Annotated in this window: 10 protein-coding genes; 1 reads left to right on the top strand and 9 read right to left on the bottom strand. The window is 74.3% G+C overall.

The annotated features are described in order from the left end of the window. Nucleotides 1–49 precede the first annotated feature (49 nt). The 7 genes from ahcY to ABC138_RS14170 form a co-directional block, all read right to left on the bottom strand. Complete coding sequence (ahcY, locus tag ABC138_RS14200) at nucleotides 50–1,498, bottom strand: adenosylhomocysteinase (RefSeq protein WP_068322152.1); 1,449 nt, start codon at nucleotides 1,496–1,498, stop codon at nucleotides 50–52. A 119-nt stretch (nucleotides 1,499–1,617) separates the two neighbouring features. Then, complete coding sequence (locus ABC138_RS14195) at nucleotides 1,618–2,580, bottom strand: DUF808 domain-containing protein (RefSeq protein ID WP_068322149.1); 963 nt, start codon at nucleotides 2,578–2,580, stop codon at nucleotides 1,618–1,620. Nucleotides 2,581–2,670: 90 nt separating this feature from the next. Beyond that, nucleotides 2,671–4,095 carry a mycothione reductase gene (locus tag ABC138_RS14190; RefSeq protein ID WP_068322147.1) on the bottom strand — a complete coding sequence of 475 codons (1,425 nt, stop codon included), beginning with the start codon at nucleotides 4,093–4,095 and terminating at the stop codon, nucleotides 2,671–2,673. Continuing rightward, nucleotides 4,092–5,270, bottom strand: a complete 1,179-nt coding sequence (locus ABC138_RS14185) for an SIS domain-containing protein (RefSeq protein WP_068322144.1) — start codon at nucleotides 5,268–5,270, stop codon at nucleotides 4,092–4,094. The genes ABC138_RS14190 and ABC138_RS14185 overlap by 4 nt, the downstream gene beginning before the upstream one ends. A gap of 4 nt (nucleotides 5,271–5,274) precedes the next feature. Then, nucleotides 5,275–5,466 (bottom strand): Trm112 family protein, encoded by a 192-nt coding sequence (locus tag ABC138_RS14180; protein ID WP_068322520.1) that lies wholly within the window; start codon nucleotides 5,464–5,466, stop codon nucleotides 5,275–5,277. A 2-nt stretch (nucleotides 5,467–5,468) separates the two neighbouring features. After that, nucleotides 5,469–6,902 (bottom strand): phosphomannomutase/phosphoglucomutase, encoded by a 1,434-nt coding sequence (locus ABC138_RS14175; protein WP_345914088.1) that lies wholly within the window; start codon nucleotides 6,900–6,902, stop codon nucleotides 5,469–5,471. A gap of 66 nt (nucleotides 6,903–6,968) precedes the next feature. Continuing rightward, nucleotides 6,969–7,352, bottom strand: coding sequence for a DUF3499 domain-containing protein (locus ABC138_RS14170; RefSeq protein WP_068322134.1), 384 nt, complete (start codon nucleotides 7,350–7,352; stop codon nucleotides 6,969–6,971). A 71-nt stretch (nucleotides 7,353–7,423) separates the two neighbouring features. Here ABC138_RS14170 and ABC138_RS14165 point away from each other — a divergent pair, with 71 nt between their 5' ends. Continuing rightward, entirely contained in the window at nucleotides 7,424–7,822 is a 399-nt protein-coding gene (locus tag ABC138_RS14165; protein ID WP_345914087.1) for a metallopeptidase family protein, read from the top strand. A gap of 24 nt (nucleotides 7,823–7,846) precedes the next feature. Here ABC138_RS14165 and ABC138_RS14160 read toward each other — a convergent pair whose 3' ends face one another. Next, a complete protein-coding gene (locus tag ABC138_RS14160; RefSeq protein WP_068322129.1) occupies nucleotides 7,847–9,316 on the bottom strand; it encodes a DUF5719 family protein in 1,470 nt (489 codons plus the stop codon). Continuing rightward, on the bottom strand, nucleotides 9,313–12,381 hold the full coding sequence (locus ABC138_RS14155) for a glycosyltransferase (protein WP_345914086.1): 3,069 nt from the start codon (nucleotides 12,379–12,381) through the stop codon (nucleotides 9,313–9,315). Before ABC138_RS14155 ends, ABC138_RS14160 begins: the two co-directional genes overlap by 4 nt. Nucleotide 12,382 lies beyond the last annotated feature (1 nt).

Here is a 12,382-nt window from a genome sequence, read left to right as displayed (position 1 = left end):
GCCGCCGTCCGTGTCGGACGGCAGCCCCTCGCGGCCCACGGGTCGGCGCTCAGTAGCGGTAGTGCTCCGGCTTGTACGGCCCGGCGACGTCGACGCCGAGGTACTCGGCCTGGCCCTTGGTCAGCTCGGTGAGCTCGACGCCGAGGGCGTCGAGGTGCAGGCGGGCGACCTTCTCGTCGAGGTGCTTGGGCAGCGTGGTGACGGACGGCTTGCCCTCGTCGTCGACGTACTCGTCGGCCTTGGCGAAGAGCTCGATCTGGGCGATCGTCTGGTTGGCGAAGGAGTTGCTCATGACGAAGCTCGGGTGCCCCGTGGCGTTGCCGAGGTTCATCAGACGGCCCTCGGACAGCACGATGATCGAGTGCCCGTCGGCGAAGGTCCACTCGTGGACCTGCGGCTTGATCTCGATCTTGGTGACGCCCTCGATGCGCGCCAGGCCAGCCATGTCGATCTCGTTGTCGAAGTGACCGATGTTGGAGACGATCGCCTTGTTCTTCATCGAGGCCATGTGCTCGGCGGTGATGACGTCGTAGCAGCCGGTCGTCGTGACGAAGATGTCGCCGTAGGTGGCGGCCTTGTCCATCGTGGTGACCTCGAAGCCCTCCATCGCGGCCTGCAGCGCGCAGATGGGGTCGACCTCGGTCACGACGACCCGGGCGCCCTGGCCGGCGAGCGCGCTCGCGACACCCTTGCCGACGTCGCCGTAGCCCGCGACGACCGCGACCTTGCCGCCGATCAGCACGTCGGTGGCGCGGTTGAGGCCGTCGAGGACGGAGTGGCGGGTGCCGTACTTGTTGTCGAACTTGCTCTTGGTCACCGCGTCGTTGACGTTGATGGCCGGGAAGAGCAGCTCGCCGGCCTCGGCGAGCTGGTAGAGGCGGTGGACACCGGTCGTGGTCTCCTCGGTGACGCCCTTGATGCGAGCGGCCACGGTCGTCCACTTCTGCGGGTCCGCCTCCAGGGTGCGGCGCACGAGCGCCTTGAAGACCGTGAACTCCTCGGAGTCCTCCTCGGTGGTGGGCGGCACCTGTCCGGCGGCCTCCCACTCCTTGCCCTTGTGGACGAGCATCGTCGCGTCGCCACCGTCGTCGAGGATCATGTTGGGACCCTCGTCGTCGGCCCAGGTGAGGATCTGCTCGGTGCAGTCCCAGTACTCCTCGAGGGTCTCGCCCTTCCAGGCGAAGACCGGGACACCCTGGGGGTCCTCGGGGGTGCCGGCGCCGACGACGATCGCCGCGGCGGCCTCGTCCTGGGTCGAGTAGATGTTGCAGCTGGCCCAACGGACCTCGGCGCCGAGCGCCGTGAGGGTCTCGATGAGGACCGCGGTCTGCACGGTCATGTGGAGGGAGCCGGCGATCTTGGCGCCCGCAAGCGGCGCCGAACCAGCGAATTCTTCGCGCAGGCTCATGAGGCCCGGCATCTCGTGCTCGGCGAGACGGATCTGGTGACGGCCGGCCTCGGCGAGGCCCAGGTCGGCGACCTTGTAGTCGAAGGACACGTGAAACTCCTGTGACAGGTGTGGGATCGGACCCGGCGCGGCCCTTCTGGGCTCTCGCGGGGCATCACCCACGCCGGCTCACAGCAGTGTAGGCGCTGGGCCCCGGTGCGCGGGTCGCGTCAGTGCGCGGCGTGCGCGCCCTCGTCCTTCTTCCCGAAGGGCAGCACGTGCATGACGGCGACGACGACGGCACCGACGAGGCCACCGAGGACCGCCGAGGCGACGGTGTTGGTCAACCAGCCGAGCGCACCCCCGAGTGCGCCGGTCGCCTCGTGCACGACCTCCTCGAGGTGGTGGACGAGCTCGTAGGGCTGCGGCAGCCAGCCGGTCTCGTCGAGGCCGACGAGGATGATGTGTCCACCGACCCAGATCATCGCGGCGACGCCGACGACGGACAGCACCGTGAGCAGCTTGGGCATGCCCGTGACGAGGCCACGACCCAGGGTCTGCGCGAAGCCTGACTCCCTCTGCGTGAGGGCCAGACCGATGTCGTCCATCTTCACGATGAGGGCGACGGTGCCGTAGACGACGAACGTGATGGCGATGGCCACGGCGACCATGACCGCGAGCAGGTACCAGAAGGAGTCGTTGAGCCCCTCGTCCAGGACGGCCTTGAGCGAGATGACCATGATCTCCGCGGACAGGATGAAGTCCGTGGTCACCGCACCCTTGACGATCGTCTCCTCGTCGGCGGGCCGTGGCTCGGCGTGCGCACCGTCGTCGTGCCCGGCGATCTTCTCCCAGATCTTCTCGGCGCCCTCGAAGCACAGGTAGGTGCCGCCGAGCATGAGCAGGGGCGAGAGCAGCCAGGGCAGGAAGGCGTTGAGCAGCAGGATCGCCGGGACGATGAAGACGAGCTTGTTGCGCAGCGAGCCGATGGTGATCCGCTTGATGATCGGCAGCTCGCGCTTGGGGTCCAGGCCCTCGACGTAGCGCGGTGTGACGGCGGTGTCGTCGACGACGACGCCCGCGGCCTTGACGCTCGCCCGGCCGGAGGCGGCCGCCACGTCGTCGATGGACGCCGCTGCGGCACGGGCCAGGACGGAGATGTCGTCGAGGAGCGCGACGAGGCCGCCGCTCATCGCAGGGGCCCGGGGGTCACGTGGGTCGTCAGCACGTGCACAGCGTAGCCAGCACACGCCGGCGCCCGGCCTCCAGCCACGCCGAGACGCTCACGCCATCGGTGGCGACTCGAGGACGTCCTCGGCCGGGTTGAGCTCGAGGCCGAGCAGCGCGTTCTCGACGACCTCGGTCAGGGCCGGGTGGATCCAGTACTGACCCCGGACCATGTCGGCGACGGGCTGGTCGAAGGCCATCATCTGGATGAGCGGCTGCACGAGCGTGGAGGCCTGGGGGCCGAGGATGTGTCCCCCGACGAGGGCGCCGGTCCGCCGGTCGGCGATGACCTTGCACACGCTCGTCGTGTCCTCCATGGCCCAGCCGTAGGCCGTGTCGCCGTACCGCTGCACCTTGACGGTGACGTCGATGCCCCGCTCGACGGCCTCGGCCTGGGTCAGGCCCACCGAGGCGATCTGGGGGTGGGTGAAGACGGCGGCCGGCACGGCGTCGTGGTCGAAGGCCCGCAGGTCGTCCGGGTGCGCCAGGTTGTGCGCCACGGCGCGGGCCTCCTGGTTGGCCACGTGCTTGAGCTGGAAGGGGGAGCTGGCGTCCCCGAGGGACCACACGCCGTCGACGCTGGTCCGGCCGTACTCGTCGACGACGACGCGGCCGTCGTCGTGGACGTCCACCCCGGCCGCCTCGAGCCCGAGGTCGTCCGTGCTGGGTGCCCGGCCGGCGGCGACGAGGACGGCGTCGACCTCGACCCTCGACCCGTCGGACAGGGTGGCGGTGATGCCCCCTTCGTCGCGAGTGAGGTCCGTGACGGTCGTCCCGCTGCGCACGTCCCACTGCTCGCGCGCGGCCGCGGTGAAGGCCCGGGAGATGTCCTCGTCGAGGTGGCGCAGCAGCGTGTCGCTGCGCACCGCGAGGACCACCTGGGTGCCGAAGGCGGAGAAGACGTGCGCCATCTCGGCGGCGATGTAGCCCCCACCGATGACGAGCATCCGCCCGGGCAGCTCGGGCAGCCGCATGACGCTGTCGGAGGTGTGCAGGGTGACCCCCGCGCGGGCGGCCGCCTGCGCCAGCTCGTCAGGGACCACCGGGTGCGACCCGGTGGCGATGACGACCTGCCCGGCCCGCACGTCCTGCGTGCTGCCGTCGGGCATCTCGACCGACAGGGTCCGCGGTCCCGTGAACCTCGCGTGGCCGCGCAGCAGGTGGACGTCCTCGTCGTCGCGGCGGTAGGCCTCACCGGCGGCCGCGATCGGGTCGATCCGACCGAAGACGCGGTCGCGCACGTCGGTGAAGCGCACCCGCTCGAGCGTCGCGTCGACGCCGAGGCGTCCCCCTTCGCGCACGGCCGTGGCGATCTCCGCGACGTGGACGAACATCTTGGTCGGGATGCACCCGACGTTGAGGCAGGTGCCCCCGAAGACGTCACCGCCCTCGATCATCGCGAAGGTGCGGTCCGCGAGGTCATCGGTCAGCAGGCTGTTGCCCGATCCGCTGCCGATGACGGCGATGTCGACGTCGATCACTCGGTGGCCTTCCGTGGGAGGTGGAGGTCGGAGATGCCGGGGGCGGTGGCCGGGTCGAGCCCGTGCCCGATGGCGAGGTAGGTCGCGGCGTAGTCGGTGAGCGCGACGAGCTCCGCGAGGCGCTCGAGGTCGTGGCCCGGGCGGGCGGTGTGCTCGAGCACCCGCACCCCGGTCGTGCGGGCGTGGTCGGCGACCGACTGCGCGGTGTTGTGCCGTTCGACCTCCATCGGGTCGGCGTCGTCCGCGGGCACGGGGTCCCGCAGGAGCAGCAGCCCGAGCTGCGGCCCCGACGGGCCGTCCAGGTAGGGGTCGGCGAAGATGTCCCGACCACCGTCGGGCGCCTGCCGCCCGCGGGCCCACGGCCCGGACAGGCAGGCGACGACCTGCGCGGCGGAGTCGGGCAGGCGCCCCCAGGTGCTCGGGGTGCGTGCCGTCCGCGCGAGCATCGCGCTCGTGCGGCGCGCGGCCACCCCCGTGACGGGGCCGTCCCCGAGCACGACGCCGGCGACGTCCGCGAGGTCGGCGGCCAGCACCTTGGCCGGGTTGACGAAGTGCTCGGCATCGGGCCGGAAGCGCTCCGCCTGCTCGTCGAGCCGGTCGGCGACCCCTGCGAGCACTTTCGGGGCGATGTCGACGACACCACTCCCCGTCACCCCGAGGACGGCACGGGCGGCCATGCCCCACAACGCGGTCCGCGAGTGGCCCACCCCCGGGTCCATGGCCAGGTGGAGGCCGCGGGCGGCGTGGGCGGCCTCCGCGAGCGGGCTGTCGGGTGCACCGATCGTCAGGACGTGGGCGCCGCGTCGCGCGGCCTCGCGCGCTTGGCGCACCGGCCCCTCGGCGCGGCCCGAGCGGGAGATCGCGACGACGAGGTCGAGCGTGCCGACCCAGCCGGGGAGCGGCCCCGACCCGTCGGCCGTCAGGAGCACCGGGCCGCTGCGCGAGACGAGCAGGTCGAGGACCGTCCCGACCGTCTCGGCACCGCCGACGGCGGCGACGTGCACGGCACGCGGCCGCTCCCCCGCCGTGACGCTCGCGAGATCGGTCTCCGCGGCCAGGGTCAGCGCGCGTCGCACCTGGGCGCCGGCGCCGGCAAGGGCTCGCAGCATGTCGGTCGTGTCGACGGCGGCGCGACGCCCGTCGTCGTCGAGGAGCCCGGTGTCGAAGGGGGGCATCGCCTCAGGCCCGCGGTCGTGCCTCGTCGACGAGGAGGACGGGGATGCCCTCGTCCACCCGGTAGGCCAGACCGCAGTCCGGACCGGTGCACACCAGCTCGGGCCCCTGTGCCCCGGTCTCGTCGCGCAGCTCGGCGCGGCACGCGGGGCAGCGCAGGATCTCCCGCAGCCAGGGCTCGATGGTCGACTCGCTCATGGTCATGCCTCCCGGATCGTCGTCAGGACATCGTCCCGCACCCGGGCCATGGTCGCCTCGTCGGCGGCCTCGACGTTCAGGCGCAGCAGCGGCTCGGTGTTGCTCGGCCGCAGGTTGAACCACCACATCGGCTCGCGGTCGGTGGCCGGGTGGGTCACGGTGAGGCCGTCGAGCTCGTCGACGACCGCCCCGTCCGTGACGTGGCGCCCGCGTACCACCTCGGTGACGGCGGCGGCGTCCGCGACCGTGGAGTTGATCTCGCCGGAGGCGACGTACCGCTCGAAGGGAGCCATGACCTCGCTGAGGGGCCGGTCGGTCTCCCCGAGGGCGGCGAGCACGTGCATCGCCGCGAGCATGCCCGTGTCGGCGAACCAGAAGTCGCGGAAGTAGTAGTGCGCGGAGTGCTCGCCGCCGAAGACCGCGTCGTGCTCGCTCATGTCGGCCTTGACGTAGGAGTGCCCGACGCGCGTGCGGACCGGTCGGGCGCCGTCCTCGCCGATGATCTCGGGGACCGCGGCGGAGGTGATCGCGTTGTGGACGATCGAGATCTCCGCAAGGTCGCGGCCAGCAGCGACCTCACGGGCGATCTCGCGCCGGGCGATCATCGCGGTGATCGCGCTCGGGCTGATCGGGTCACCGTGCTCGTCGACGACGAAGCACCGGTCGGCGTCGCCGTCGAAGGCGATGCCGATGTCGGCCCCGTGGCTGCGCACGCGCGCCTGGAGGTCGACGAGGTTCTTGGGGTCGAGCGGGTTCGCCTCGTGGTTGGGGAAGGTCCCGTCCAGCTCGAAGTACATCGGGTCGATCGTCAGGGGCAGCTCGGGCAGGCCCGAGCGCGTCCCGAGGACCGCGGGGACGGTGAGCCCCCCCATGCCGTTGCCGGCGTCGACCGTGACCCGCAGCGGGCGCGAGCCCGACAGGTCGACGAGACCGCGCAGGAAGGCGGCGTAGTCGGCGAGGACGTCGCGCTCGGTGACCGCGCCGGGCGTCACGCCGTCGAAGGCCGAGACGCCCGCGTCGAGGTGCTCCTGGGCGAGGTCGCGGACCTTCGCCAAGCCGCTCTCCTGGCCGACCGGCCGCGCGCCCGCGCGGCAGAACTTGATGCCGTTGTACCGGGCCGGGTTGTGGCTCGCGGTGAACATCGCACCGGGCAGGCCGAGGGCCCCGCTCGCGTAGTAGAGCCCGTCCGTGCTGGCCAGGCCGATGAGGATCGCGTCGACGCCCCGGGCGGTGATGCCCCGGGCCAGGGCGTCGACGAGCTCCGGAGAGCTCGGGCGCATGTCGTGGCCGATGACGACCGCCGGGGCGCCCTCGGCGATGGCGACGACCTCGGCGAAGGCCGCGCCCAGTGCGTGCGCGACGTCGATGTTGAGCTGGTCGGGCACGAGGCCCCGCACGTCGTAGGCCTTGACGAAGTCGGCGAGCTGGATGGTCACGGGCAGCAGCCTAGTTCGCGACCGCGTGCCGGGCGTGCGCCGGTCCTGCAGCGCCGGGTCGGGCGCTCAGTCGCGGTCGCGCAGCACGCGCAGGTGGCCGCGCCGACCGGTCTCGGTGACGCTCGCGGGCTCCGGACGCGCGGTCGTGGCGATGCCGCGGGTCCGCTCCGAGTCGGTCATCGGCTCGGGGCGCCGACGGACCACCTCGGCGAGGGCCACGAGGTCGTCGTAGGTGGCCGGGGCGGGCTGGTCCGTGGAGAGCCGCACGACGTCCCAGCCGCGCGGCGCGGTGAGGCGCTGGGCGTGGTCCTGGCACAGGTCGTAGGCGTGCGGCTCGGCGTAGGTGGCGAGGGGCCCGAGGACGACCGTGGAGTCGGAGTAGACGTACGTGAGGGTCCCGGAGGCCGGTCGTGCGCAGGCGGCACGGGAGCACTGGCGGGAGACGGTCACCCGTGCAGGCTAGGCCACGGAGGAGAGGATCGGTGACGCCACGCCGCACCGGGGCACCTACGATCGGGAGGGTGAGTCGTCATCGGGATCGTCGTGGCCGCGGCCTGCGCGGACCGCTCGCCCAGCCGGCCGTGCCGGCGATGGTGACCCGCGCAGAGGCCTTCGACGACCTCGTCGTGGACACCGCGCAGCGCTTCCGCCGGGTCCTGGGCCGACGGTGGGACGACGTGGAGTTCGCCGTCGAGGACATCCCCCCGTCCGACCCGGCTCGCTGGGAGGAGGGGGTCCCCCTCGCCAGGTTGTGGCCGGCCGAAGGGAGGTTGCCCGCCCGGATCGTCGTCTACCGGCGACCGGTCGAGACGATCGCGCGCGGGAGCGACCCGGTCGACGTGGTCCACGAGGTGATGGTCGAGCAGGTCGCGCTCCTGCTCGGCGTCGACCCGGACGAGGTGGACCCCGAGCGCCGCTGACCGCCCCCGGGTCCGCAGCGAGCCTCAGCGGGCCTGCACGACCGGCACGTCGCGCACCGTGACGCGCGAGGGCAGCACGGGGATCGAGGTCGTCTCGGCCCGGGCGCCCTGCTCCCTGCCGATGAGCAGGACCGCCGCGTGCACACGACCGTCCGTCGGACGCACCCAGACGGCGCTCGCCCGACCGATCGACAGGGCCTTGCTGCGGCCGGCCTCGAGGTCGACCTCGCGGGTCGTGATCTCGCCGTCGCGCAGGACGAGCAGGTCGGCGGTGGCCGCCTCCTCGTCGGCGGTCACCTCGACGAAGCGCCGCACGTCGCTCGAGGGGGAGGTCGGCAGGGCCGCTCCCCCGAGCGTGCCGATGGCGGGGGTGGCGACCGACCACGCCATGTCCCTGCGCCCGCCGGAGTCCTCGGTGGAGACGTGGGCGGCGGCCACGACCGGCTCGTCGGACTCGACGACCCAGGAGTGCACGCCCGGCGACTCGGGCAGCGCGACGTCGACGGCCCGGCCCGCGGGGATGGTGCGCACGCCGGCGCTGCGGGCCCGCTCCTCGCCGACGGCGCGCACCTCGACGACCGCGTCCTGGTCACCCGGCGCCGCGAGGACGATGCCCCGCCGTGCGCCGTTGGCGTTGCCCGGGACGACGAGTCGTCGCGCGGGGGCAGCAGTCGGCCCGACGAGCTCGACCCCGGCGGGCGTCAGCCCGTCGGTGTGGTGGTCGACGAGGGTCGGGACGACGAGGCCATCGGTGGCACTCACGTGGACCGCCTGCGGGGCGTCCGTACCGCCGACCGCGTCGAGGAGGACGACGCTGCGGCCGTGCGCGGGGACGACGACGGAGCGGCCGCGGTCCTCCCCCTTCGCCCCGACGGGCTCGATGCGGGTCGTGACGGGATTGGCCCCGGGGTTGGTGAGGACGAGCCGCTCCTGGCGGCCCTTGTCGCCACCGCCGCCGACGAGCCACGCGTCGGCGGTCGCGGTGCCGCAGGGCTGCGCGGCCAGGCCCTGGACGCTCTCGCCCGAGGCAACGAAGCCCTCGGTCGCCACGAGCCCCGGGGCCCGCTCCTGCGTGGCGCGCACCCGCACCGGGCGCGACCCCAGGTCGCGGGTCGACTCGCTCGTCGGTCCGCTGCGCGGCTCGGCGTCAGGGGTCGGGGCTGGCTCGCCCCGCAGGTCCTCGACCGTGATCGTGCCCGGCTCGCCGGGCGGGGTGATGACCCCGTCGAGCACCTGCGCAGGTGCGGCGTGGGCCACGACGCCCCCCGTGAGGTCGACGTCGGGCGCGCCCTCGACACCGGCGAAGGGGTCACCCGGGCAGTACGTGCTCGTGAGGCTCGTCGCGATCGAGGGCGCCCCCACCGGCGGGGACGCCTGGGGGGCCACCGCGCCGAGCCGGTCGGCCCCGAGGACGACGCCGGTCGCCGCGGCGCCCACCACGACGACGCGTGCGGCGGCCGGCAGCCAGGCCGAGCGGGCGGGGCGCGGGCTCATCGCTGCTCCTCCTCGTCGGGCTCGACGCGCCGTTCGGTCGGCAGGGCTAGGTAGAGGGCGAGCAGCAGCGCGGCGCCCTGACCGACCTTCCACCACGGGTGGCCGGCGCCGACGGCGACGCTCACCTCGTCGGTGCGCTCGGGCAGCTCGTAGGTCGGGACGGCGCTGTGGGTCTGCGGCTGCAGCCGGCGCCCGTCGGCGCGCACCTCGACGCGGTCGCTCCAGTCGAGGGACTCGGCGATGACGAGCTCCTCCCCGCTCGGGACCTCGACGGGGCCGTCGGTGTCGGCGTGGGCCCCCGAGGCGAGGACGGGGTGGCTGCCGTCCTGCGAGGTGACCCGCAGCCGGGAGGGGAGGGCGCCGTCGGTCTCCTCGGCGCGGACCGCCCAGGTGATCGAGCCCGCGCTCGAGCCGAGGCGCGCCAGACCGGGCGCGGCGTCGACGAGGCGGCGCTGGGACTCGCTGGGGTCGACGACGACGACGTGCGAGACGGCGTGCCGCGCGAGGACGTCGCCCGGGGAGCCCTCGCCCTCGCCGGCCCCGAGGAGCTGGGCCACGGCGGAGGCCACCTGCTCCTCGCCGGGGACGGGACGCGTGGCGGGGGGCAGGTCGCGCACGAGCTCTCCCGGCTCCGCACCGACGAGCCGGTAGCGGACGCCGGCGGGAGCGGGCTCCACGACGAGGGTGCGGGAGGCCGAGGGGCCCTCCGCGGCGGCGACGGCGACGAGCGGCCGCGGGTCGCGCCAGGTCGTCAGGTCGTCGCCGTAGGAGTGCTGGCCGACGACGACCGCGCTGCCGATGGCCGCGACCGGCAGGGCGAGCGCCGGCAGGACGAGCCAACGCCGGTGCCCACCCGAGCGCAGTCGCGCGGGCAGGACGTCGGCGGCCAGGAGCACCGCGACGAGCGCCGACCCGACGAGCAGGATCTGCCCGGTGCCGGCCCAGGGCGTGATCTCGCTGCCCGCGTCGACGGACCCGGAGGGGCGGTAGCCGATGACGACGCGGGGCGCGGCCACGGCCGCGGCGAGGCCGACGAGCGCGACGACGGCCGCGACCCAGGTACCCGGTCGGCGGCCCGGGACGAGCAGCGCGAGGAGCCCCAGGGCGAGGATCGCGGCGGTCCACCACGTCGTCGCGGCGCCGCCGTCGAGCTGCCCGAGGGCGAGCTGCGGCGCGGGAGTGGTCACCGGGGCGTCGGTGAGGCCCCATCCGGCGAGCAGGCGCCGCGGGTGGTCACGCAGGGTGAGCAACCAGGGCCCGAGGAGGAGCACGGGGGTGACCGCGAGGACGATGCCCCGCACCCGTCGGCGCGCGTCGCCGACGAGGAGCAGCGCGACCCCGACGACGACGAGCACCGGCAGGACGAAGGGAGCGACCGTCGCCAGCAGGGTGGCCCACAGGGCCGTCCGCACGCCGTCGCTGAAGGACGAGCACCCCCGGGCGGCGCGGGCGACGCCGGCGACGACACGCGGCAGCAGGACCAGCAGGAGGAGGGCACCGACCCGCCCTTCGCCCACGGCGAGCGCGGCGGGGACGGTCGTCACCCACGCGAGCGCCGCGGCAGCCCGCAGCCACCTGCGGTCGGTGAAGGTGGCTGTGGCCGACCACGCGACGACGGCCGCGACCGGGAGCGCCAGGATGACGAGGAGCGCGAGGACGAGACCCGCCGGCGACTGCCCGGAGCCGAGGCCGGGGATCCAGCCGACGACCCGGGCGAGCGCGGCGAGGACGACGAGCGCCGGGCTCTGCTCGGCCCCGTCACCCCAGCCCTGGCCGTGCCAGGCCATCCACCACGAGTCCCAGAGCTGCCCGGCCGTGGCCCGACCGCCCGCGAGCTCGCCCCCGACGAGACCGGCGTCCGGTCGGTGCCGCAGCTCACCGGTGATGTGCCGGGCCGACCACGCCGAGAGGGCGGTGACCCCGATGACGAGCCAGGGCAGCGGGTGGGTGAGCCAGCGCCCACCGCGCTCGACCTCGAGCGAGCGGGCCTCGACGCCCGTGTGCCGCCGGGCGCTCCCCCGCGCGTCGTCCACCAGTCGGCGACGGGCATCGGCGGAGGTGACGAAGAGGGAGTCGAGGTCGCCCCTGGCCACCTCGCGGGGCGCGTGGCCACGCAGGCGGGAGCGCAACCGACGCGGGTCGAGCGTGGCGGGGATGCTCGCGAGCTCCTCCGCCCCCAGCCCGGGCCGCTTCAGGACGACCAGCCCGAGGCCGACGAGCAGGCTGGACACGGCGATCCACAGGGCGAGGAAGGGGGCGGTGACGACGTGCGCGCGGGTGAGGGCGGCGCGTCTCGCCTGACGGCGGTGCTCCGCGCCCGGGCGGCGCTCGGCTGCGGTCGGGCGGACCGCGACGGCGGCTCCGGGCACGAGGACGACGCGCCGCCCGGCGCGCTGCGAGCGCCAGCCGAGGTCGAGGTCACCGCCGAAGTCGCCCAGGGCCGGGTCGTGGCCGTCGAGGAGCTCGTAGGTGGCCCGGTCGACGAGCAGGCCTTCGAGCGGGGCCGCGACCGCGTCGACATCGGCGTCGTACTGGCCCTGGTCGGTCGTCCCGGCGACGGGGTCGGGGACGATGCGTCCCGACCGCGTCACCTGGAGGCCGAAGCGGACGAGGCGGCTCGGGTCCGCCTCGTCGACGAGCTTGGGGGTGGCCATGCCGACGCCCCGCCCCGTCGCGGCGACGAGGCGGCGCAGCGCCTCGGGGTGCGGGCGGGTCCGCGAGGTGAGGATCCACACGAGGTCCCGGCCGACGTCCGCCCGCGGCAGGCTGTCGATCATCGCCGGCAGGATCCGGCGCAGCCCTCGCCGGGGTCCGAGGGTGGTCGTCAGGACGTCGATGCCGGCGCGGTCGACCGGGGCCAGGAGGTCGCTCGGGTCGTCCAGACCGCCGATCGCGCCGTCGACGAGGAGCAGGCGGTCAGGGAGGCGGTCCTGCGCGAGGAGGGCGCTGAGGACCTGTCCGGCTCCTTCCCTGGTGCGCGCCACCACGACCGCGGTCACGGTCACCGGTGGCGCCGTCGTCCGCCGGGAAGGGGTGGCGGAGGGCGTGGGACTGGGCTGCGTCACG

This window comes from Janibacter sp. LM (assembly GCF_039631275.1).
GTDB classification, from domain to species: Bacteria; Actinomycetota; Actinomycetes; order Actinomycetales; family Dermatophilaceae; genus Janibacter; species Janibacter terrae.
Note: the sequence above shows the minus strand (reverse complement) of the source record. Positions and strands in the feature narration are given on the sequence as shown.

What these genes read in the sequence shown, in the direction of transcription:
- ABC138_RS14195 (WP_068322149.1), bottom strand. Translation starts at nt 2,580, where the DNA reads ATGAGCGGCGGCCTCGTCGCGCTCCTCGACGACATCTCCGTCCTGGCC.
- ABC138_RS14185 (WP_068322144.1), bottom strand. Translation starts at nt 5,270, where the DNA reads ATGCCCCCCTTCGACACCGGGCTCCTCGACGACGACGGGCGTCGCGCC.
- ABC138_RS14180 (WP_068322520.1), bottom strand. Translation starts at nt 5,466, where the DNA reads ATGAGCGAGTCGACCATCGAGCCCTGGCTGCGGGAGATCCTGCGCTGC.
- ABC138_RS14160 (WP_068322129.1), bottom strand. Translation starts at nt 9,316, where the DNA reads ATGAGCCCGCGCCCCGCCCGCTCGGCCTGGCTGCCGGCCGCCGCACGC.